This is a genomic window from Acholeplasma laidlawii PG-8A (assembly GCF_000018785.1).
GTDB lineage: Bacteria > Bacillota_I > Bacilli_A > Acholeplasmatales > Acholeplasmataceae > Acholeplasma > Acholeplasma laidlawii.
The window spans coordinates 1,260,110-1,283,545 of the sequence record NC_010163.1; the positions used below are offsets into that span (position 1 = coordinate 1,260,110).

At 32.4% G+C, this 23,436-nt stretch carries 19 protein-coding genes and 1 pseudogene; 4 read left to right on the forward strand and 16 right to left on the reverse strand.

Going from position 1 to position 23,436, the window contains the following annotated elements:
* Window positions 1–30: 30 nt before the first annotated feature.
* The 6 genes from ACL_RS06000 to sufC all read right to left on the reverse strand — a co-directional run bounded on the left by ACL_RS06000 (window position 31) and on the right by sufC (window position 6,065).
* On the reverse strand, window positions 31–1,257 hold the full coding sequence (locus ACL_RS06000; RefSeq protein WP_041634295.1) for an Ig-like domain-containing protein: 1,227 nt from the start codon (window positions 1,255–1,257) through the stop codon (window positions 31–33).
* A 96-nt stretch (window positions 1,258–1,353) separates the two neighbouring features.
* Complete coding sequence (gene sufB / locus ACL_RS06005; RefSeq protein ID WP_012243143.1) at window positions 1,354–2,763, reverse strand: Fe-S cluster assembly protein SufB; 1,410 nt, start codon at window positions 2,761–2,763, stop codon at window positions 1,354–1,356.
* On the reverse strand, window positions 2,756–3,202 hold the full coding sequence (sufU, locus tag ACL_RS06010; protein ID WP_012243144.1) for a Fe-S cluster assembly sulfur transfer protein SufU: 447 nt from the start codon (window positions 3,200–3,202) through the stop codon (window positions 2,756–2,758). The genes sufB and sufU overlap by 8 nt, the downstream gene beginning before the upstream one ends.
* Window positions 3,203–3,215: 13 nt before the next feature.
* On the reverse strand, window positions 3,216–4,418 hold the full coding sequence (locus ACL_RS06015) for an aminotransferase class V-fold PLP-dependent enzyme (protein WP_012243145.1): 1,203 nt from the start codon (window positions 4,416–4,418) through the stop codon (window positions 3,216–3,218).
* A 4-nt stretch (window positions 4,419–4,422) separates the two neighbouring features.
* Window positions 4,423–5,295, reverse strand: coding sequence for a SufD family Fe-S cluster assembly protein (locus ACL_RS06020; protein ID WP_012243146.1), 873 nt, complete (start codon window positions 5,293–5,295; stop codon window positions 4,423–4,425).
* 2 nt (window positions 5,296–5,297) lie between these two features.
* A complete protein-coding gene (sufC, locus tag ACL_RS06025) occupies window positions 5,298–6,065 on the reverse strand; it encodes a Fe-S cluster assembly ATPase SufC (RefSeq protein WP_012243147.1) in 768 nt (255 codons plus the stop codon).
* A 247-nt stretch (window positions 6,066–6,312) separates the two neighbouring features.
* Here sufC and ACL_RS06030 point away from each other — a divergent pair, with 247 nt between their 5' ends.
* A complete protein-coding gene (locus ACL_RS06030; RefSeq protein WP_012243148.1) occupies window positions 6,313–7,035 on the forward strand; it encodes a hypothetical protein in 723 nt (240 codons plus the stop codon).
* Window positions 7,036–7,273: 238 nt separating this feature from the next.
* On the opposite strand, the pseudogene ACL_RS06035 reads toward ACL_RS06030, so the two are convergent.
* The 5 genes and pseudogenes from ACL_RS06035 to ACL_RS06055 all read right to left on the reverse strand — a co-directional run.
* Window positions 7,274–8,392, reverse strand: a pseudogene (locus tag ACL_RS06035) (ABC transporter ATP-binding protein); the annotation flags it as partial.
* Entirely contained in the window at window positions 8,389–9,498 is a 1,110-nt protein-coding gene (locus ACL_RS06040) for an ABC transporter ATP-binding protein (protein WP_012243150.1), read from the reverse strand. The gene ACL_RS06040 and the pseudogene ACL_RS06035, both read right to left, overlap by 4 nt.
* Window positions 9,498–10,811 (reverse strand): ABC transporter permease, encoded by a 1,314-nt coding sequence (locus ACL_RS07330; RefSeq protein ID WP_012243151.1) that lies wholly within the window; start codon window positions 10,809–10,811, stop codon window positions 9,498–9,500. Before ACL_RS07330 ends, ACL_RS06040 begins: the two co-directional genes overlap by 1 nt.
* Entirely contained in the window at window positions 10,808–11,767 is a 960-nt protein-coding gene (locus tag ACL_RS06050; RefSeq protein ID WP_012243152.1) for an ABC transporter permease, read from the reverse strand. Before ACL_RS06050 ends, ACL_RS07330 begins: the two co-directional genes overlap by 4 nt.
* 114 nt (window positions 11,768–11,881) lie before the next feature.
* Window positions 11,882–14,263 carry an ABC transporter substrate-binding protein gene (locus ACL_RS06055; protein ID WP_012243153.1) on the reverse strand — a complete coding sequence of 794 codons (2,382 nt, stop codon included), beginning with the start codon at window positions 14,261–14,263 and terminating at the stop codon, window positions 11,882–11,884.
* A gap of 205 nt (window positions 14,264–14,468) precedes the next feature.
* Between ACL_RS06055 and ACL_RS06060 the strand changes: the two genes are divergently transcribed.
* Window positions 14,469–14,831, forward strand: coding sequence for a DUF3899 domain-containing protein (locus tag ACL_RS06060; protein ID WP_012243154.1), 363 nt, complete (start codon window positions 14,469–14,471; stop codon window positions 14,829–14,831).
* 48 nt (window positions 14,832–14,879) lie between these two features.
* Here the strand turns inward: ACL_RS06060 and ACL_RS06065 are convergent, their stop codons facing one another.
* The gene (locus ACL_RS06065; RefSeq protein WP_012243155.1) at window positions 14,880–17,474 is read right to left on the reverse strand and encodes a S41 family peptidase; all 2,595 of its coding nucleotides are present in this window, start codon (window positions 17,472–17,474) and stop codon (window positions 14,880–14,882) included.
* A gap of 158 nt (window positions 17,475–17,632) precedes the next feature.
* Here ACL_RS06065 and ACL_RS06070 point away from each other — a divergent pair, with 158 nt between their 5' ends.
* The gene (locus ACL_RS06070; protein WP_012243156.1) at window positions 17,633–18,223 is read left to right on the forward strand and encodes a TetR/AcrR family transcriptional regulator; all 591 of its coding nucleotides are present in this window, start codon (window positions 17,633–17,635) and stop codon (window positions 18,221–18,223) included.
* 68 nt (window positions 18,224–18,291) lie between these two features.
* Window positions 18,292–18,666, forward strand: coding sequence for a hypothetical protein (locus ACL_RS06075; RefSeq protein ID WP_012243157.1), 375 nt, complete (start codon window positions 18,292–18,294; stop codon window positions 18,664–18,666).
* Window positions 18,667–18,711: 45 nt separating this feature from the next.
* Here ACL_RS06075 and asnA read toward each other — a convergent pair whose 3' ends face one another.
* The 4 genes from asnA to ACL_RS06095 form a co-directional block, all read right to left on the reverse strand.
* Entirely contained in the window at window positions 18,712–19,713 is a 1,002-nt protein-coding gene (gene asnA / locus ACL_RS06080) for an aspartate--ammonia ligase (RefSeq protein ID WP_012243158.1), read from the reverse strand.
* A gap of 124 nt (window positions 19,714–19,837) precedes the next feature.
* Window positions 19,838–20,419, reverse strand: coding sequence for a hypothetical protein (locus ACL_RS06085; RefSeq protein WP_012243159.1), 582 nt, complete (start codon window positions 20,417–20,419; stop codon window positions 19,838–19,840).
* A gap of 197 nt (window positions 20,420–20,616) precedes the next feature.
* Entirely contained in the window at window positions 20,617–21,042 is a 426-nt protein-coding gene (locus ACL_RS06090) for a hypothetical protein (protein WP_012243160.1), read from the reverse strand.
* 140 nt (window positions 21,043–21,182) lie between these two features.
* The gene (locus ACL_RS06095) at window positions 21,183–23,300 is read right to left on the reverse strand and encodes an LTA synthase family protein (RefSeq protein ID WP_041634309.1); all 2,118 of its coding nucleotides are present in this window, start codon (window positions 23,298–23,300) and stop codon (window positions 21,183–21,185) included.
* Window positions 23,301–23,436 lie beyond the last annotated feature (136 nt).

The following is a 23,436-nucleotide window of genomic DNA, read 5'->3' on the forward strand; positions in this document are numbered from 1 at the left end:
TTTTAAGTTTAAAGTGTTTTATTTTTATGTTTATGAAGTAAATACAGTATCGTGAGCTGCTTGTTTAAGTATTGTCATAATCGTTTCATCTAAATCAGGATGAATCCAAGTATTTTCAAGTGGTGATCTATTTGTTAGTACTGCATAATGTGTATATGCAGAAAGTAGTGCACCATATAAACTTGGATGGTTTAAGTCTTGATATAAATTAATCTCTGGATGATTTTGACTTACCCTTTTGAAAGCATAACCTACTGGGGATAGTGTTGCATCTATCTTTGTAGCTACTTGCTCGTATAACTCACCTAATTGATTAGTCATATTATCACGTGCTAATGTGTCTTCATAGTTATAGCCCCACGTTTGATAAAGTACTGTTTTAGCGCCTTGTGCTTTGATTTTTTCATCAAACAAGACTACAGCATCTTCAAATTTTTCATAATCTAAGATGGGTCCATTACTATACTCTTGTAAGAATACATGTGTATATTGGTCTTTATTTATAAGAAAATTAAAGTTTATTTCATGATCTATAATCCATTGTGGTGTTGTACTATCTAATAAGAAGTTTACAACCACATCATCAGCTCTTAACATTTCATAAATAAAGGTTGGAATGTTATAGGTATATTTTGTTAAACTATTACCAATAAATAAGAGGTTATAAGCTTCAACTTCATCACTGTAAACTACTTCAAATTCTATTGTTGTTTGAGTTTGCCAGTCACTAGCAAGATATGCAGTTAAGTTAAAGGTGCCTGCTTTTGAAAATTTGATTTGACCAGTTTTATCATCAAAGTCGACAAAACTTGCAGTATAACTATAACGCACATCAGAATCATATGATCTTTCAGGTAAAAAATCCAAGGTCACTTCATATACCTTACCTACATAAAATAAGTCATCAGACTCACTTACAGCACTAAGAACAATACCTTCAACACCTGGTATAGGTAACACATTAAGTTCTTTTTCATAGGTATCTTTTGTAGAATTAGTTATCTTTATTGTTGTAGTGCCAATACTTAATGCATGAATATTACCAAATTTATCAATGGTTGCTACATCTAAATTACTAGAACTATAAGTAAATCTATCTGATAAGTTCTCACTGATTGGATAAATTTGTAATTTATCTCCTTTATATATATAATCCGGTATCTCTACTATAATTTCATAAGAAGTTGAAGGTTCCTGACAAGACATCAAAAAAAACGATACACTTAGTATGCATATAGCCAGAATAATTTTTTTCATAAATCCCCCTAAATAATTTGTTATACTCATTATACTATATAAAAAGAAAACCACCTTATAGATTATAAATTCTATAAGGTGGTTAGTATGTATCTATTAACCAATAGAGCCTTCCATTTCAAGTTTAATCAACTGATTTAACTCGACAGCATATTCCATTGGTAGTTCTTTTGAAAATGGTTCAATAAAGCCCATTACAATCATTTCGGTCGCTTCTTCTTCAGTTAGACCACGACTCATTAAGTAGAATAGTTGTTCTTCTGAGATTTTTGATACTGTTGCTTCATGTTGTAAGAATACATCAGAGTTTTTAATGACATTAATTGGAATTGTATCGGATGTTGAGATACCATCTAAGATGATCGTATCACATTCAATATTAGATTTAGAACCTTTAGCGTTTTTACCAAAGGATACTTTACCACGGTAATTGACCTTACCACCACCACGAGCAATCGATTTTGAAATAATGTTTGAAGTGGTATTTGGCGCAACGTGAATCATACGCGCACCAGCATCTTGCCATTGGTCTTTACCTGCAAAAGCAATCGAAATTGTTGTACCTTTTGCATGTTCACCTAATAGGATACAAGAAGGGTATTTCATATTTACGTTAGAACCAATGTTACCATCAATCCATTCCATATGTCCATTTTCATAAACAAATGCACGTTTAGTTACTAAGTTAATAACGTTTGTTGACCAGTTTTGAATGGTTGTATAACGGCATGTTGCATTCTTTTTAACAATCACTTCAACTGTTGCAACGTGTAGTGAATCTTTTTGATAAATTGGTGCTGTACAACCTTCTACATAGTTTACATAAGCACCTTCATCAACGATGATAAGTGTTCTTTCAAATTGACCCATTTGATCAGAGTTAATTCTAAAGTATGATTGTAGTGGTTTTTCTACACGTACACCTTTGGGTACGTATATAAATGAACCACCTGACCATACAGCAGCATTTAGTGCTGCATATTTGTTATCTTTGTTACTTACAACTGTACCAAAGTATTCTTTAACTAATTCAGGATACTCTCTAATTGCAGTATCTGTATCTACATAGATAACACCTAGTTTTTCCAACTCTTCTTTTGAACTGTGGTATACGACCTCGGATTCAAATTGTGTAGATACACCTGCTAAGTAATTTCTTTCAGCTTGAGGAATACCTAAACGTTCAAAAGTTTCTTTAATCTTTTCAGGTACATCATCCCAAGAGTTCATTGCTTTATCAGTAGATTTGATATAGTAAGTAAATTCTTGAAAATCAATAAAACTTAAATCAGGACCCCAAGTTGGGTTTGGTGTATTTATAAAATTGTTATAGGATTCTAAACGGTAGTCTGTCATCCATTGTGGTTCTTTTTTAATTTCAGATATTTGTCTAACTATTGCTTCATTAATACCTTTACCAGTATCCATGATGGGTTTAGAGTCCGTTATGAATCCAAACTGATAGTCACCAACAATATTATCTATTTTTGTTTTTGTGTCACTCATTATTTTGTTCTCCTTCCAAAGGATTTAAACCCTTCTCATATGCTTTCCACGCAAGTGTTGCACATTTGATTCTTGCTGGAAATTGACCAACACCTTCAAATGCTAAGGCATCTTCTAATACGGATTTATCTTTTATTTCTTCACCAGTTAACATATCATAAAATGTTTGAATAAGTTCCTTGGCTTCAAAAATGTCTTTATTTTTTAATAGTTCAGAGGCTACAGATGCAGATGCACAGCATATACTACACCCTTTACCTTGTTGTTTTAAGTCGATAATTTTACTATCCTTGATGAGTAATTGAACAATTAAGTCATCCCCACAAGTCGGATTATTTAAGTGGACCGTTAAGTAACTGTCATCATTGATTAATCCCTTGTTTTTAGGGTTTTTATAATGATCCATGATTACTGAGCGATACAATGTTTTTAAGTCCATAAATAGTTCCTTTCTATATGCTGTGGAAGAAATCTCTTGTTTCAAGGATTGCTTTAATTAATATGTCACAGTCTTCAATACTATTGTATATTGCAAATGATGCACGCACGGTTGCATCTTGATTTAAATACTTCATTGTAAGTTGATTACAATGATGTCCTGCTCTTACAGCAACACCGTGTTGATCTAAGAAGCTTGATGTGTCATGAGGATGTACCTCATCAATGTTAAATGATAAAAGTGTAGACTCGCCATGTTTATTAAAAACGGTAATACCTGGTTCATCTTTTAATTTATCTACGACATAATTTCTTAAGTGAAGTTCATGTTGATGGATGTTTTCAATGCCAATAGAATCTATAAATTCAAATGCTTTAGCAAGTCCTATCGCTTCTGCAATTGCAGGGGTACCTGCTTCAAATTTATAAGCACCACTTTTCCAAGTTGAACCATCTAAATGAACTTTATCCACCATTTCTCCACCAAATTCTGTTGGAGATAGTTTAGACATCAGCCCTGATTTGATGTATAAAACACCAATACCATTTGGTCCATAGACCTTATGACCACTAAAGGCTAACATATCTACATCAAGTGCTTTCACATCTGTTTTAATGTGGACAATCGATTGTGCAGCATCTACGATAATTTTAGCACCAACTTCATGTGTGAATTTCGCCATCTCTTGAAGTGGTGTTTCATAACCCATCACATTGGACATGTGATGCGTAATGACTAGTTTTGTTTTATTTGTTAAGACAGTTTTAAAGTTATCTATCGTGATCATACCATCCATTAAAGGAATAAACTTAACTACCAAATTTAATCTAGATGCTAGTTCTAACCAAGGTAGTAAGTTGGAATGATGTTCTAATTCGGATAAAATGATTTCATCTCCACTTTGAAGTGTTAAACCTAAACTGTTTGCTGCTAAGTTAATACTATGTGTTGTAGACTTTGTAAAGATCACTTCTTCAGCGGATGCATTAATAAATTTAGCAATCACACTTCTTGCATGTTCATACTTTGTAGTAGATTCTGCTGCAAGTTGATATACACCACGGTGAACGTTAGTTCCATTAAAGGATAAATAGTCCATCATAGCCTCTATCACTGATTGATGTTTAAAAGCACTGGCTGCAGAGTCAAAAAACCTCATTTCAGGGTATTTTGAATAAACTGGAAATTGTGCTCTTATTTTCTTTACATCGATCATTTATCTATATTCTTTCGTTTACGATTTTTGCTACATTTTCTTTGATGAGTTCATCATCAATTTCATCAATAATTGGTTGTAGATAACCATTAATAATTAATCTTTGGGCATCTTCTAATGTAATACCTCTACTTCTTAAATAAAAGATAACTTCATCTTCCATTTTACCAACTGTAGCGGCATGTCCAGCCGTGACATCGTGTTCGTCAATAATTAATATTGGATTCACATCGATTTGGGCTTTATCATTTGTAATAATACCTTTAAGTGTTTGGAATGCTGATGAACCATTCATACCTTGTTCAATTTGTCCAACACCATTGATTTTAATAATACCATTTTGACCAGCTATACCAACGTTAGTCATTTCTGCTGAACTAAATGGTGCATAATGTGTCATATGAATATCTAACTTTTGACTATGATTTGTACTAGATACTGTAATTGTTCTTACTCTTAAGTTAGCACCTTTACCATCAAGGTCTAAAAAAAGTTTAGCATCCATCACATTATTCACAAAACCACCAATAAACTCCATATTAGAATCTGCTAAACTTGATGATTTAAAATTTAACTTAGCATTGTTTGATTGAACTTCTGAAATAAGTAGAAACTTAACTTGAGAATTCTCCATAAGTTTCATGTCAATATCATAAGTAACATCACTTGAATCAGTGTCATTAAGTTCTAAAATAAGTTTAGCTTCAACACTCGGTTCAACAACGATATTTAAATTTGTTAGTTCTCTATGGTTAAGTTTAATTGTTAAAGTGTCTTTAAAGATTGTTTTTTTCAATAATTTTAATGTATTGTCACTAAATGTAACACCACTTGGTAGTGATTGGTTATTTACATTTGTTAATTGGATAATACTCATAATTATTCTTTACCAACTTCAAAATCTATGCCTAGTTCTTCTTTAACCCATTCATAACCAGATTGATCGATTTTTTCTATTAAGTCACTACCACCTGATAATACAATCTTACCATTTATCATAATATGAACGTGAGTCGGTTTAATGTAATCTAAAATTCTTTGATAGTGGGTAATTAATATACACCCAAAATCAGGTGAAACCATGTCATTGACATTCTCGCCTACAATACGTAATGCGTCAATGTCTAAACCTGAGTCAATTTCATCTAAAATAGCAAATTTAGGTTTTAAAGTTTTAAGTTGAAGTATTTCATTACGTTTTCTTTCCCCACCTGAAAAACCTTCGTTTAAGTAACGGTGTGGTAAGTCTTCACGCATCTTTAATTCACTTGCGTATCGTTCATAATCCATGATGAACTTAATAAGTGGTACATCTTTACCCGAAACAGCTTTTAATGCTTGACGCATAAAATCTGAGTTAGTTACACCACTGACCTCTTGTGGGTATTGCATAGCTAAAAAAAGCCCCGCACGAGCGCGCTCATCTACTTCTAATTCTAATAAGTCTGCATCATCTAATAATGCACTTCCTTGTGTCACTTCATATTTAGGATGACCCATTAATGCTGAAGCTAAAGTGGACTTACCTGTACCATTTGGACCCATGATTGCGTGTACTTCGCCTGTTTTTACAGTTAAGTTAACACCTTTCAAGATTTCTTTGTCTTCAATGGATACGTGTAAATCATTGATTGTTAATGTTGACATTTTATTCTCCTTCTACAAATTAATATTTACCTAAATTATTATAACATTAATTAGCTTAGATATCTAAACATAGGTTTTATATTTAAGTAATTTTTAAGAATCTATTATGATACTTCATTTCTTTATATAAATATGATGTATAAAATACATAATTTAGATTAATTGTGGTAAAAATCCATGAAATAGACTTAGAAATTTATGATATAAGGTCTTAATATGATAGAATATCACTAAAGGAAATGATGAGATGAATACATATAATAAATTACAAAAAAAGTTTTTAATTTGGATCTTAGTTGAGGTTATTATCACCTTTGTGCTTTTAGTTGTTTTACTGTTTTTACCGCTTGATTTTAATGTTTTAATGCCAATTTTATTTGTCCTATTACTGATTGGTTTAATCTTAAGTTTGGTTTTAAAATCTAAGTTTGATTACTATAACTTCCTATATAGACACAGTGCCTTATTTGAAAATTTAGCACCAGCTGTTGAAACAAACCAAATCATATTATCTCAAGCATGGTTTGAGATGTTAAAACAAGAAAAATATCAACAATATAAGTCTTATGGCGGCTACAGTATTCACTATAAGATTGCAGATGGACCAAATAGTAAACGTTCATTTAAGACCCTTTATATCGTGGTTGCTATTGCTGATAATACCTTAAGTTTTGAAAATGAAATCATTGAAAAATCAATAAATAAACTAGAAATGCATTTATATAAAAACGCAAAATATAGTCAAAGAATTATTTACCAATTTAAATCAGATAAAAAGTTTACTCAAGAACTTGCTAAATCTACTAACATGGTCTTATTTGCTAGAAACCATAAACAAAATATTGTTTTAATTAATGTATATCACTTTTCAGATGATCATGTAGCCTATTTTGTTCACAGTACAACAAACCCACCTACACCTTATTATGATTTTGCATCTAAGTATTTAATCGATTTACTAAATAAATAGGTATTAAAAGATAAAAGAGAATTTCCTAAGGAAACTCTCTTTTTTAAATCTTTTATTTAGTTACTTTTTTAGCAGCCGGCTTTTTAGCAGGTGCTTTTTTTGTTGTTGCATCAGCTTTTTTAGCTGGTGCTTTTGCTGCTGGTTTCTTAGCTGTTGGTTTTTTAGCAACTACTTTTTCTTCAGCTTTAGCTTCAGACACTACTTCAACAGGTGTTGAAGATGTTTTAGCTTTTGGTGCTTTTGAAACCTCTTTTTTATAGTTTTCAATTTCATCTGGTGAACCGTATACAAAATGATTTCCACCTACATCAACTAGTGATGGTTGATTTGTTTCACTGTAGTTATGAACTGATGCATCATAAGAAAATCTCTTACGTGTCTTTTCATAAATTGGGTTCGGGAATGGAATTGCTGATAAAAGTGATTTCGTATATGGATGCAGTGGATTATTGAATAAATCTTCCGATGAAGCTAATTCAACAATTTTACCGAAGTGCATAACCGCGATACGATCACTAAAGTATTTAACAACTGATAAGTCGTGAGCAATAAATAAGATAGTTAAGTTTAAAGTACTTTGCAGATCTTTTAGTAAGTTAATGACTTGAGCTTGAATAGATACGTCAAGTGCACTAATTGGTTCGTCTGCAATTAATAATTCAGGTTCAACAATTAACGCTCTAGCAATACCAATACGTTGACGTTGTCCACCTGAGAACTCATGTGGATAGCGGAATGCGTGTTCTGGTACAAGTCCAACAACTTTTAAGATTTCAAATACTTTTTCATCAATAATTTTAGAATCTCTTAAACCACCAATACGTAGACCTTCAGCAATAATTTCTTTAACGGTCATACGTGGATTTAAGGATGAAATTGGATCTTGGAAAATCATTTGAACTTGTTTCATGGTGTTTACTAATTCACCTTTGAAAGCATTGTCCTTTTTCATTCTTTTGATTTCTTGTTTTTGTGCTTTAACTAATAATTTTAAATCTTTTTTGATTTGTGCAATTTTTTCTTTGTTATCCGTAGTAGTATCGCTCTTTAATGCATTGATTTCAGCCTTAGCTTCTGCTTTAGCTTGTTTAATGCGCTTCACATAAGAAGCTACACCACCACCAATACGTTGCCCTTTAAATAAGATTTCTCCATTCGTAGCATCATATAATTTAACGATTGTACGACCAGTTGTAGTTTTACCACAGCCTGATTCACCTACAAGACCAAATACTTCACCTTTATAGATATCAAAGCTAATACCGTCAACAGCCTTAACGACCATTTTATTACGTCCTGAACCCACTTTAAAGTGTTGTTCTAGACCTTTAACTTCTAAGACTTTTTCTCTATTCATCGTGTTATACCTGCCTTATTCTTTTCAATTCTTCTCTTTAAAGATTCAGGTAAATCCACTTTAGGTGCATCTGGATGTAACAACCAAGTTGAAGCAAAATGCGTTTCACTGACCTTAAATAGAGGTGGTTCTTGCTCAAAATCGATTTGCATAGCAAATTTATTTCTTGGAGCAAAAGCATCACCAGCAGGTGGGAAATGCATATCTGGTGGTGTTCCAGGGATAGCAAATAGTTTATCTTTTGAATCTAAATCAGGCATTGCTGATAGAAGTGCCCAAGTATATGGGTGTTTTGGATCATAGAAGATTTCTTCTACATTACCAGTTTCAACAATCTTACCAGCATACATTACTGCAACACGGTCAGCCATATTCGCAACAACACCTAAATCGTGAGTAATGAAGATAACTGAAAGGTTACGTTCTTTTTTAATACGGTTAATTAATTCTAAGATTTGAGCTTGAATTGTAACGTCTAACGCTGTCGTAGGCTCGTCACAAATTAAGATTTCAGCATTGTTTGCAAGTGCAATCGCGATAACGATTCTTTGTCTCATACCACCTGAAAATTGGAATGGATAGTTAGAATAACGTTGTGCAGCATTTGCAATACCTACTTCTTCCATAAGTTCAATAGCTCTTGCTTTAGCCTGTTCTTTTGTCATACCCATTTTTAAATAAAGGGCTTCTGAAATTTGATTACCAACACGCATAATCGGGTTTAAACTACTCATTGGATCTTGGAAGATCATTGAGATTTTAGTCCCTCTTAATAAATGGAAATCATCTTCTGAGATTTTCATTAAGTCAATAATATCAGTTTCATCATCATTTTGTTGATCTTCTTCACTACCTTCAGTTTGTTTTAATTTCTTAATGCCACTGTTATAGTAGTAAATAGAACCTTTTTCATGGATGGAGTTACCAGCTAATATACCAATAATTGCTCTAGAAGTAACACTCTTACCAGAACCACTTTCACCAACAATCGCTAGTGTTTCACCACGATGTAAATCGAAGTTAATACCACGAACAGCCTTTAGTGTACCTTGTTGAGTTCTAAATGAGACAGTTAAATCTTGAACGGATAAAATTTTATCTGACATTATTCTTCAACTCCTCTCAAGGATGGGTTAAACGCGTCACGTAAACCATTACCAAATAAGTTAAATGCTAAGATCATAAATGAAATAACTAATGATGGGAAGATAACTAAATGGAATGCTGACATCATACGTGATTGACCATCTGATAATAATGCACCAAAGCTTTGAGCATTACTATAGTTAATAATACCAAGGTATGCAAATGTTGATTCTGATGTAATTACACCTGGAATATATAATACTAAAGATGTGATTAAAGTACCAACAGTACTCGGGAAAATATGTTTTGCCATAATACGAATATCACTAGCACCTAATGTTCTAGCTGCAAGTACGTACTCGCGGTTTTTATATCTGTAAAATTGTGCACGGGTTAGTGCGGATATACCTAGCCATCCAGTTAATGTGAATGCTATGATAACAATCCATGTCGTATTACCATATCTTAATAGTAATAGTGTTAAGATAGCCATGAACGGTAATCCTGAAAGTATTTCAGAAATACGTTCAATAACTAAGTCTAATGTACCACCATAATAACCGGATATAGAACCCACAATAATACCTACAATAATATTAATTGCAGCAACCATAAATGCGATGATTAAAGAAACACTTAAACCATCCCACATTAATGTGAATAAGTCATCACCAGCAATTGTAGAACCAAACCAGAAATCTTGATTTGAATGACCATAAACAACTTCTAAGAATTTAAAGAAATGAATTTGTACTTTATAAGTACCGTTTACCTCAGGTGCATCAGTGATAATGATTTTGTCACCTGGATTTTCATTTTCATATGCTTTAATTAGGTTATATTCTTTAATTGATAAAGAAAATACACTCTCATAGCTGTTTATATAATCTACATATTTGTAATAATCAACTTTTACTTTAACCATTCCAGCTGCATTAGGTTGACTAAAATCTCCAATAATAATACCTTCAGCATTTGGGTCAGTTAATAAGATAGAAAAGCGTGCCGGAAATCCTTCGAGAGTCTTGTGACCGCTAAAACCAAACCACTCTAAACCAGAAATCCTTGGTGGCATTTCTTTTAATCTATCTGTCCATTTTCTACTTTCTGAATTAGATGTAAGATCATAGTTTCTAAGGTGTGGACCAACAACTGACATTAATATAATAATAATTAATATAATGAACGCAATTAAAGAAGCCTTATTTTTCTTAAAGCGACTCCAAGCGTCTTGATAGTAACCAACGGCTTTTGTCTTTAATTGTTCATCATAAATAACGCCTTTATCTTGAGTAAATACAAATTTACTTTTGTCTACATTTATATTGTTCATCGTTTTCCAGCTCCCACTCTAATTCTTGGATCAATAATTCCATATGAAATATCAACGATTAAACCTGCAAATAAACCAATGACAGTGTAAAACATTAGATAGCCCATGATTAATGGATAATCTCTGTTATTGAACGCTTCGATGTAAATACCACCAACCCCTTCAACTCTAAAGATTCTTTCAATTATTAGTGATCCAGATAAGATAGATACAAATCCACCAAGTAATGATGGTGCAATTGGAACTAATGCATTTCTTAGCGCATGTCTTACTGTTGCTTGCTTTTTATTTAAGCCTTTTGTTCTACTTAATAACATAAATTCTGATGTTAGTACTTCTGTTAATTCTGCTCTAGTTAATCTTGTTAAACCAGCTACAGAACCAATAGTCATTACAATAACAGGCATTGCATAAGAAGCAAGACCTCTAGCTATATTCTCTGCAAAATCTATGTTAGCTAAAACAAAAGGTGTGTCTAACCATTTTAATTGGTAGACTACAAAATATTGTAGTAATGTTGCTACAACAAAGGTTGGTACGGAAATAAAAATAACAACACCGATTGAAATTAAGTGGTCGGTTAATTTATTCTTTTTAAGTGCGGCCCAAATCCCTAATCCTATACCAATTGGAATTGATAATAAATAGGGAACAATATTTAATCTAAGTGATATTGGAATTCTATCAGCTAAAATAGCAGTTACGTCTCTTGCTCTATTTAGCGATCTTCCAAGACTACCTGTTGTAAAAATATTTTTTACCCAAATCCCAAATTGTTCTAAGATTGGCTTATTATATCCCTCTATTTCCTCAAGTATTTTTCGTATCTCTGGGTCTACTCCAAGAACAGCAGCATGATAATTTGGCAACATTTTAATAAATACGAATACTAAAAAAATGATGATTGATGCTGTTATGAAAATGAGGAAAACCCTTTTTAAGATATAATTTCTCATAATTTCTCCATTCATACGACATAAGAACCCTAATGTTTTATATCATCAGGGTCTTACTGTCGAAATAAGTTTTACTTATTATACTATGTGTTTAGTTAAAATACAATACTTTTTTTAGTCAAGGTACATGTATTTTAGACCACCCCAACCCATCCATGCATGGTATTCGGTAGCTTCAAATTTGACTCTTGAACTATAAACTGTAGCTGAAACTGATGTAAATAATGGGATTGCGATCATTTCGTCTAATAATGCCGCTTCAAATGCTGCTGTAATTCTATCAAAGTCATCGTTACGACCTGCATAGTTTACATCACTTACGTTATAGAATGTAGATGCAGCCGCTTTGTAGACATTATCTAATGTGTCAGAATATGTGTTTGAATCACCAAACTTAGCTAAAGCTGCTGTCCATCTTCCATATGCTGCTAATTGTGCTTCTGATGCTGTTTCTTCATTAAATTCAGCAACCCATTTTTGTAGAGCAGCTTTTGTATGTGGTAATTCGATACTTAATTGAATATTACCAGTATCAAAACCATTTTCTAACATGTTAGCAGCACCACTAATTGAGTTATAAACTTGACCCATTAAGGAAACTGGATTGAAGTTTAGACCTTGCCATCCACCAAATGTCATGTCGAAGTCAAAGTTATCCCAAGCAGCGTCTAATGCATCAGATGATACACCATTTAATTTAAGTTCGAATTTATCACCAAAGATAGTTTCAACTGTTTGTTTTACCCAGTTAGCAACAGTATCGTTAGTTTCGACTTTGTAATATGTATATTCTACAGTTACTTTGTCACCGTCTGCAATATTGCCATCAGCTACTGATTTAGCATAAGCTGCATCAAATAGTTGTTTAGCTTTAGTTGGGTTAAATCCAGTTGTTTCTGGTGATAATGGAGCAAATACTGCTTTACCTGCGTCTGATCCACGGTATGATACGGAACCATATTCAGTTGCTATATAGACTGGTCCGATGAATCCTTGGTTAGCGTAAGCCGGAGCTCTAACTTCAGATGCAAACTCTTCACGGTCAATTGCATAGTAGAATGCTTGTCTAAATTCTTTATATGTTAAAATTGGATTAGTTGTTCCATCAGGTCTTTCATCAATATTAAATGCAAATCTGAAGAATGTTGTTGCTGGAGTTAATTTTAATGTTGGTGAGTCTTTGAATTCTTTGAAGTATTCACCGCTTGCACCAACGATATCTAAACGCCCTGCTTTAAATTCGTTAACTGCAATACTTTGGTCAGCAATAACATCATATCTAATTCTCTTAATTCTATATTCTTCAGCAGCATAGTGATCATCATTTCTTTCGTATAAGTATAATACACCATCTTGCCATTCAATTAAGTTATAAGCACCGTAAGATACTAATGGGTTGTCAATTGTACCGTAAGTTGTAGTACGTTTGTCAGCTGATTTACCAGCTTCGTATTTAGCTTCGTGAACAACACCTGTAATACCACTCATTAATTGACCTTTAACGTACCAAGCGTCTTTAGGTTCTGTTAATGTGATTTGGAATTTGTGTGTTCCTGTAACTTTGAAACCAACATTTGCCCAAGCTACAGGATCGTTAGGGATTTTTGTTCCGCCAACTGGATCGCCATTTTCAGCAACCGGTACAACAGCACCGTCTTCAAATCTTAATTGTGGTCTACCAGATACATAACCTTCTTGAGCTGATTCTGCATCAAATGCAGGGTTTGCATCACCGTTAGGTAATTTTGATAGATTTCCAGCTGCGTCTTCAGCTAATAATGAACCATCTTCTAATGTAAGTGCCCAGTTAGAATAGTTTCTTGGGAAATATGATGCATAACTTGCACCATAGAATTCAACAAAGTAACCTTCTACTGTAGCGAAGTAGTAGTCATAACCACCAACTTCGTGTGAATAAGCGTTAGCAATGGACACTTCTTTTCCATCTACTAACCAAACAAATTCACCGAAACTATCAGATTTTGGACTCTTTTGTTTTGTGTAAGCCTCTGCGTTTACTAACGGTAAGTTAGATGCATCGTAAAGGTTACTTGCTCTTACGTTTAATTGATCAGGATCTAATAATTGTCTCCATGAGTAATCAAATGTATTTGCGTTGATTGGAGTACCATCTTGGAACTTCAGGTCAGTTCTAAGTGTGATTTCCCAAACAGTACCGTCTCCATTAACGTCTACTGGTTCCCCAGCTGCCATTCTTGGAACACGTGCATATGGTAATGATGCTGCATTTGTGAAGTCACCTACTTTTGTAGCTGTTCCTTCAGCAATTGCTTTATCCCAATCGTAGTCTCCTGTATATAGTGAATCTGTAACATAATCGAATAATTCACTAGCAGTTGCTAAACTTTCAGAATATGGGTTTAGTTTAGCTGTTCCGCTGGTGTAAGTACGATATGTATTATTATCTTTTGGAGTACATGCGACTAAAACTAATGCGCTTAGTAACACTAAAAGTGTAAATAATATTTTTTTCATTCTCTCTTTTCCTCTCTACCCAATTTATGGTATGAAAAGAGTTTACTATAATTGATTTATTTAGTCAACAATAATATTTCAAAAAAACGACAAATGTTGTAATGTAAACGTATTCATAGCGAAAAATTTTATTTTAACCCTAAAAATCGCCCTTTTATGATATACTTTCACTGTTTCCACTTACAATTTTTTAGGAGTTTTAGCGATGAGAGATAAAAGAAAGATTTTAAAACTATTAATAATAGATATATTGATTGGTTCCGTAGCTTTTGGTTTGTTTTACTTATATTCACCAGACTGGAAGTACTTCTTTGATTACTTCTATGTTACAGCTGCAATACTATTTGCTTTTGGCTGGATGGTATTTATTGCAAACGAGGGTGTCTTTGACTTATTTATTTATGGTGTTCAACAATTCTTCAAAGGTATTGTTGGTAAACGTATGAATGTGTCTTATCCAGAATATATTCAAGATCGACAGATTATTGACAGAATGACCTATATCATGTTGTGGGTTACTTCCCTTTTATTTGTTCTAACAGGTTTGATTATTCAACTAGCTATATAATATATATAAGGAAACAGGGCGTACCGATTAAGGTATGCCCTGTTTTTATTATTCACCGTAATATGTGGTTAATATATCTAATAATACAGTTTCATTATAGATGTTTCCAATTGGAATTGGATGTGTTGGTTCAATACCAAATTCATTTGGATGATAAACATACGGATCTGCTTCTGTACCAGTACCAGTTCTATACGCACTCATATTATTAGATGAGGTTGTAAATGCTGTACCATTAGGTAATAGAATTGGTGTAATACTTGATGTACCACCACCGGATGTTAATCCAATAATTGGACCTAAATTGTTTTCTTTAAAGATAGTAGTTAAACTGTTAGCCGCTGAAAAGGATGTTGGTGTTGTTAGTAGTCCCCAGTTTAAGTGATCATATGTTGGAACACCTTCAATTTTTACATATGAAGTTGAGTTAGACTTCGTATCTGCACTGATACTTGATACTGCAAAACTATTTTGTGTGATAAAGCCTATAACTCTATATAGTGCACCTACGTTACCACCTGTATTCCAAGTGATATCTAAAATCATGTTTTTTAAGTTAGTTGTTTGACTTAAGATGATATCCATGTAAAACTCCATAAATACTGCACTATCAGATTTAATTAGTGAATCTGAACTATTAACAAACTCAGGAACAACTGATTTTGTCATGTCAAACACGGATAATCCAACGATGAGTGACTTATAGGTATCATCATAAGAAGTTGAAGCATAATATTTTAAACCATCTACTTCTTTAGTAAATGTTAAGTTATTAGCTGATGCTGTAAACCCTAAACTAACAAGTGAAGCATTATAAGTTTGTAAATCTGTTCTAGTTAATCCTTTAATTAGTATTTCCACTACATTATTATCGTGATTTGATTGGTTATAGTAGAAATACTTACTTCCACCGTTCATTGCAGGGAATATATGACTTTCCACTTTCAAGATATCTAATACAGTTTGATTATTATAAGCTGTATCTTCAATAATATCTGCAGTAGAAAAACCATCTAAAGATAATACTGCAGATGTTTTAGCTTCATCTAAGAACCAGTAAAGTTTTCTATCTCTACCTGATGCATTCCATCCACTTGCTGCCTCGCCCCATTTTTTACCTATTTGAGCATCGGTTGCTACCATACCATCTAAATACCATTTCTTAAATCTATCACCAAAGTCATTTAAACTTGTAACAGAAGGTCCGGTATAAGTTGCACGGTTAAAATATCCTGGATAACCATAGGAAGTATGCGGCTCATCCACCACAAACGTTAAGAATTCATGGATAGATAAGTCAAGTCTTAATGCATTTCTTGTTAAGAATGAATCGCGTTTTTCAAATAATAGATCATAATAAGTTTCAACTTCACGTAGCTCTTTTAGACCATAGAAATAATCCATAGAAAATGCTAAGAAGTTAAATGTATGGATTGTAAGATCTGTTGGCAATGCTGTATTATTTTTAGTTGATGTTCTAATGGTTTCGTATGCATCTTCACCTTCACTTGGAAGTGAGTATACACCAAATAATCCATCATAGTTGTAGTACACATTATAATAACTAGATCCTGCAAAGAGTTGATTTGCCATGTAATATGGTAAAACAACATCCCCTTCAAATAAAACAATATCCATGTTATATTTACTTAAATCATAAACAACATCTACGCCTTCTGTATAATGAGCATTTGGATTTTCTCTATCATAAGTAATATGACGACCATAGTTTGTTGCTGTTGAATACACATAGCCCCAATAAAAACCAGGGTCTGGTGCTACCAATGTATTGGTTACAGTATCAATTGTGACATTAAGGTCATACGTTTTATCTTCATCTTCATCATAATAATCATATTGAATATAAAGTGATGTGTCATTTGTTTCATATGTTATATCAAGTGCTGGATCAATAAATCCAGTTAATAACTTCATGAAATCTTCAACACGAACATAAGGCACACTACCACCTTTTTCATATAGAAGTTCAATCTCACCATCTGAAACATCATATTCTTCTGTTAGATTTTTAAACGGCACTGTACGTCTATCTTCTAATTCAACATCTTTATTTTGATATAAGTCCACATCAAACTCATGATTAATTGTCACGCCGTTTAAAACAAACTTACCTGTAATCAATGTTGTATCTTCTGACTCACCGTCTAATAACGGTAAGATAATACCTGTATTTGAAACATATTTGTTTGCTGATGACCAGGAAATCACTGAATTATTAATTGGCCCCTTACTAAGTAAACTTAAGTCATAATATGTTTTGTATAATTGTTCACCTACTGCATCTATATCTTCATTAATCATGGCAGTGATTGTAGCAATATCAGTTGGATTTGCTTCATCATCCCAAGATGCATTTAAAGTGATATTAGACGTAATTGGTGTGTCAAATGAAAATGCAACATTTTCATTTGTTGTGTACCAGTATCTAAATACAAATCCCTCTTTATTTGGATCAGCTGGTGCTTCAATTAAACCATTCTTATCCACTTTGATTGGTTCAACAGGTGAACCACCCTTCGTATCAAAAGTTACTGTTAACTTTCCATCTGAGTTATTCGGTGTACAGGCTACAACAAATAACAATAAAAAGACAGCAACTATGAGTGTAGTTATTTTCTTCATTCTTTTACCTCTCTTATAAAATTGTAAATATGATATCACATTTTTTCAAAATCTATATACAAAATGTTTATAACAGTGTTTTTGCTGGTCTATATTAATTGACAATAAACCTAACAGTGGTTACAATAAAGGTATAACAACGTTCGTGGGAGGGGACTATGACAACCAAACAAAAGATTTATGAAAACGACATAGAATTATTTGCTTTAAACGGATACCATAACTTAGGTATGAGAGATCTTGCTAAAAGTGTCGGTATTAGGGCATCTTCTATTTATAACCACTATAAATCCAAAGAAGATATATTAATTGAAATAGCTCATGAACTTATGACTGAGTTATCAACATATGTCTATCCTCTATATAAGAGAATGGATTTAACACCGAGAGAGTTCTTCCTAAATTTATCTATTGAAACAAATAGATTTTTCGAACGTCCACAAATTAATAAGTTAACTAAACTGTTAATTCCACTAGAATTTGAAATACCTAGGTTAAAAGAATTACTACATGTTGAGTTCATTCAAAAACCTAGAACGGGTTTTAGTTACTACTTCCAAACACTGATGCGTAAAGGTCAAATGATGGAAGCTGATCCAATGCTTGCTGCCAAGATGTACCATTCATTCTTTGTATATCATTTCTACGAAAAATTCTTAAGCAATGAACCTGATGGTTTTTTAACTAAGTATGAAACATTATTTAGAAATCATATCAATTTATTTATGGATTACTTTAAGATACAATAAACACCAAGGCATGCGCATGTCTTGGTGTTTTCTTAATATTTTTGAACTATAGATTTGGGGGAAATCTTATGAATCAAAAACAAATATACTTTATTACAACTGTCTTATCTGTTGTATCCTTATGTCTTTATCTTTTTGCTTTTACTACTTTTGTTATTACAACTACTAACTTTAAAGGTATAGAACACTTCATCTACTGGTTAGTCATTCAAGTAACCATCACCTCTGTAAGTTTATATCAATATAAATTAGCAGTTTATGCCAAACCAACCGCATTTAAAATGTCACTACTTTACTTTTTACCCATCATCATCTATTCTATTTTTCAGGCATTAAATTTAGGGAGTGCAGATATAGATATGGTCTATATCATTATATACACAATCTTATTTTCTTTAATTAGTGTCCTATATTTATATGGTTTTATTAAATATAGACGTTAATATAAAAATATAGACGTTATTCAATGGATGAATAACGTCTTTTTTCTATAGTAATACAACTTTATCTTTACATGCCTCAATGGTTTCATCATCCCAAACGGATGCTTGAACTTCACCAATGTGTGCTTTTTCTAATAATATGAGACACAATCTACTTTGTCCAATACCTCCACCAATGGTAAGTGGTAGTGTTTCATTCATAATCATTTGATGATATGGATATTTTAGATCTTCTAATCTATGTTTCATCTCTAACTGTTTTCTTAAACTTGTTTCATCTACACGAATACCCATACTACTAATTTCTATGGCCATATCTAGTGTTTCATGGTAATACAACAAATCACCATTTAAATCCCAGTCATCATAGTCAGGTGCACGTAAATCGTGTGGCATACCAGATGCTAGGTTATGACCAATACGCATGATAAATACGACCTTTTTATCTTTTACGATTTGGTATTCACGTTCTTTACTAGTAAGGTTAGGATATAAGTTTTCTAAGGCTTGACTATCTATAAAAAAAACTTCATCTGGGGCTTGGTATGTAATCTCTGGATATTTAAGCATGACTGTATTTGAAGTGTTTGCGATAGCTTCTACAATACTTTTTACAGTTTCTTTTAAATAATCTAGTGTTCTGTCCGTTCTTTCAATCACCTTTTCCCAATCCCATTGGTCTACATAGATAGAATGAATATTATCTAGTGTTTCTTCTTTTCTTACTGCGTTCATATCTGTATATAATCCATTACCTACATAAAAATCATTTTGATATAACGCCATACGTTTCCATTTAGCAAGTGAGTGCACAATCTCTGCTTGTTTATTCATACTTGGTATGACAAACTGTACTGGATTTTCACCATTTAAACCGTCGTTAAGACCCGTTTCAGATAATACAAATAAAGGTGCGGTAACGCGTTTTAAATTAAGTTCTAATCCTAAATTATGCTGAAAAACATTTTTTATAAATCCGATTGCTGTTTGTGTATCATATAAGTTAAGTTTAGATTTGTAACCATCAGGTATGATTGTTTTTGACATGTGTATGCTCCCTAAAAGATATGATGTAATAGTATCATAAATAACCCAATATTTCAAACAATAACTCATATATAAAAATCCACAACGAAATCATTCGTTGTGGATTGAATACATTTGTTAATAACTACATTAAACCGTCCATGATACCAGCAAATGGTGGATACTCAACGAGTTCAAAACCTTCAAGTTCAGTATCACTTGGTAAGGTTAATGGATCGGCATTAAAATCTAGTGTAAATCCTAATTTGTTTAACTTCACAGTTAGTTTCATTAAAACCGGGAACCCACCACTTTGTTCTTCGTCTAAACTCATGGTAAATCCACTAAAATCACCAGTGATCATCATTTCAATTTTAGTTAATGTCTTAGCACCTTCTAATTCACCTTCTAAAATGATTCTAAAATCAAAGTTGAATGCTTTAAATGCTGCTTTCATAGATGTTTTAATATTATTTAGTGTTTCTTGATCACCAAGATCTTGAAGCTCTGATAACATTGCAACAAATAGTTCATCAATAAGTTCTGCTACTTTATCTTGAGTAATTAAAAACTGAATCGTGTGCACTGTACCTGAACTATAGATATTTACATGTGTATCGACCATATCTAACATTTCAGCACGTTCTTCTGCAGTCATTTCAGTATTTACATCAATCATTAAGCTTTGTTGAAGTTCCAAAATGCTAGCCATTAATTCTAAGTACATCTCTTGAGTAATTTGTCCATCTACTATTTTTTGTTGTACGTTCGCATAAGTTTCAGATTGTGAAGATGCTTCAACGACTTTGTTATCTTGTTTGAACTCTACATCATATCGACCATTTAATTGATAATACGCATAATCACTACGTGCTAGGAAGAATGTATTTGAAAGTGATGCATCGATGGTTGTAACCGTATCAACTACAACTGGTTCTTCACCAATGATGTAGAAGAGTATGTATCATTTAACATGTTAAATTCAAACTTGTTAAATTTAGAATATACATAAGTATCCGCATTAGATTCACCTACTTCAATATAGTTTGTCATATTAAAATCAGCATCCAATGTCACGGTTGTATTATTTTCCATAGACATACCATCTGATGTAAATGACATCTCATTGGTTAAAGCAAACTCTAAATCAAGGAATGTATCTAATTTAAAATTATTTGTTACCTCATCATTTGAGGTGACAACAGTTTGTAGGAATTCTACTTTTTCTTCAGCCGTCATGTCTACTTTTTCGTCATCTTTTAAGTCCGGTAATTTATTGTCACTCGTTGTACAACCAACAAGTAATAATAAGATAAGCATAATTATCGAACTAAATATTTTTTTAATCATATTTAAAGCTCCTTTCGGGTTTGAAACTAGAATTTATAGTTTTATTATACCTTTTTTAAATAAAAAAATGTTGTAGGTACTATATAGAATTATATTTTCCTACAACATTTTAGTGAACTTATATTCATTTGTATGATCAATTAATCAATTGTTAAATACTGTTGAACGTTTTTTGTAATCATTTGATCCATACGCTTTTTAAAGACGATGACATACTCATATACTTCATAAGGATCTATGCTTACCTCTGATGGGTTTTTATAGTAGAACACATTATCAGGGGTTGCTTCATTGTCGGTTGCTAGATGTTTTGATAATAAGTAATAATCATCTGTAATAATGTCAAAGGTTCTTGTATCAATTGAAAATGTTCTTTCATTTGATAGTGCATTGACACCATAATAGTATTGATTGGTTGTAACACCAAATAACTCTACAATGGTTCTATATAAATCGACTTGACTACGTACTAGTGGTTGTCTACCCTTTATAAGCCCTTTAGGTAATACCGATGTTGTATCGGTATCATCTGGTGCATAGATAAAGGCTGTTGTTTTTAACATTTCTGTACGATATTCCAGCGGTGTTAAACTTCTACCCAGTATCACTTCTAAATCTCTTTTTGCAATACCAGAACCGTGGTCTGCATAGAAAATATAGACTGTATCTTTAAGTGTTTTAGCTACTTCAAAGAATTTTTGATAAAAGTCATTGGTATAGCGTTCATAGTTAATAAATTTTAAGGCGGTTTGATCGATATTTAATGTATCTTGAGTAAACAGTGGTGTATCGATGTATGGATCATATAAGTAAGGTGTGTGTGGTTGAATCATGATTGGGTATAGGAAATAATTTTTACCTAAGTTAGATATTCTTTCTGCCTCCATCATGGTCCAGTCCATTAAGGATAAATCACTAATCCAAGGACTTTTCTCATCCGTTTTAATTAAGTGGTTTGGATATCTATTTACTGCATTTTTATTTGATGAACGATTATCATCTTCTGCATCATAATAGATATACTCATCAAACTCAAACATGTTTTCATGTACATTTTGACGATTATAGAATATTGGTACATCGCTATGTAGGGATACTTTTTCATACCCATTAAATAGTTTAGGTAATGCATCAAATACATAAGGTACTTCATTATAATTCCAGTAGATGGTTGTATCGCCTCTAGGATATAGACCAGTCATAACAGAAAACTCAGCATCTGATGAGTTTCCAATACCTACATTGGTATAGAAGTTATCAAGTACATAAGATTCACTTAATAAAGTCTTTAAATTACTAAAGTAGGCATCATCAAAATAAGGATTGTCTGTTTCAAGTAAGAAATGATTAAATGTCTCCACGTGAATAACAACTACATTTTTATCTTTAAAAATACCATTTAAATTATTATTTTGAAGTAGACTTGGATCTATTTCAACGGTTGGTGCCTCACTAATATGTAGTGTTTTACCATAACTTTGACCAAAGATATTGGTGTATGTATCTCTATTTTTATTATATGCACTAAATAATGTGCTATCAAATTGTTCATCATCTGATTTTTCAAGTAAGTTAATACCGAAAAACTCGCCTAAATAGAAGTTATATAAACCAGCAGATTGTACACCATAAAGTGGACGTTCTGCATTAATCGGCCATTTAGATTCCATCGATACTTTGACAACACCTAAAGTAGATACAGATAATATGAAGCCCATGATAAGTACCATGATCGGTAGCATCGGACCATATTTTAATGTGTTTTTTTGACTAAAGGATTTTTTATCCGCTTTATGTTTAGATTTGATCACAAGGTAACATATAGATAAAACAATGGTTGGTATAAAGACTAAGATTCTATAATATACAAAGATTTCTCTTAAGGCTTCAACAAATATGGAACCAGCTAAATCGAGGGCAGGATTATAAAACAGTGTCATTTCATAAATAGAAAACATTGTAGAGTAGTATTTTGTAAAGATACCTACTGCAAATATACCGACATTTAAACCAAAGGTTATCCAGATAATGTAAAGTAATCTTGTCTTTTTACTCTTAAACACCAGTAAGCCAATAAATAGTAAAATGGTTAGTGCTGCAATATTACCAATAATTGAGTTTAACTCAATCATAGGGTTACGCTTAAAAGCGATTAAATAGCGATTTAATACGGCAGTTGTTACAAAGTATGTATTTATGATATTAAGTAAATAATATAGTACTACGACAACAATCGATACTTTAGCTTCTTTTCTCAAGTTTTACCAACCCTATTTCTTTTATAAGCACTATGATACATGTTCATTATAAATTAATTTATATAAAAGATAATTTATAACACATTTTATTATACAATGTTAATCTAGAATTGTCATTCAAAGTTACCATATTCAT